The sequence below is a fragment of the Psychrobacter sp. TB20-MNA-CIBAN-0197 genome (assembly GCF_040309765.1).
GTDB classification, from domain to species: domain Bacteria; phylum Pseudomonadota; class Gammaproteobacteria; order Pseudomonadales; family Moraxellaceae; genus Psychrobacter; species Psychrobacter submarinus.
The window spans coordinates 1-253 of the sequence record NZ_JBEOPC010001020.1 but is presented as its reverse complement, the minus strand read 5'-3'; the positions used below and the strand labels follow the sequence as shown (position 1 = coordinate 253).

General features: G+C 41.5%; 1 protein-coding gene. It reads right to left on the bottom strand.

Features of this window, described 5'->3' with window-relative positions; genetic code table 11:
- Positions 1-253, bottom strand: a 253-nt coding sequence (locus AAEY83_RS16980) for a hypothetical protein (RefSeq protein ID WP_351060993.1), incomplete at both ends; no start/stop codon positions are given.

The following is a 253-nucleotide window of genomic DNA, read 5'->3' as shown; positions in this document are numbered from 1 at the left end:
AACCGATACAGCAAACGTATCGTTAATTTGGTAAGTCACGTTTAAATCAACCAATACTGCTGACTCAACCGTGCTGGTAGGCTTAAACGAACCCGTAGGTGATAAAAACCCAGGTAACGAAATATGGTCGTTAGCAAAGTATTTAACATCGGTTTCGCCAAAGTAGTTAAAGCGTATCATTGAACTATAAGCATCGCGCTCATAATCAAAGGTTAACGTACCACGCTCACCTGGTTGGCCGTCTGTTAAAAAG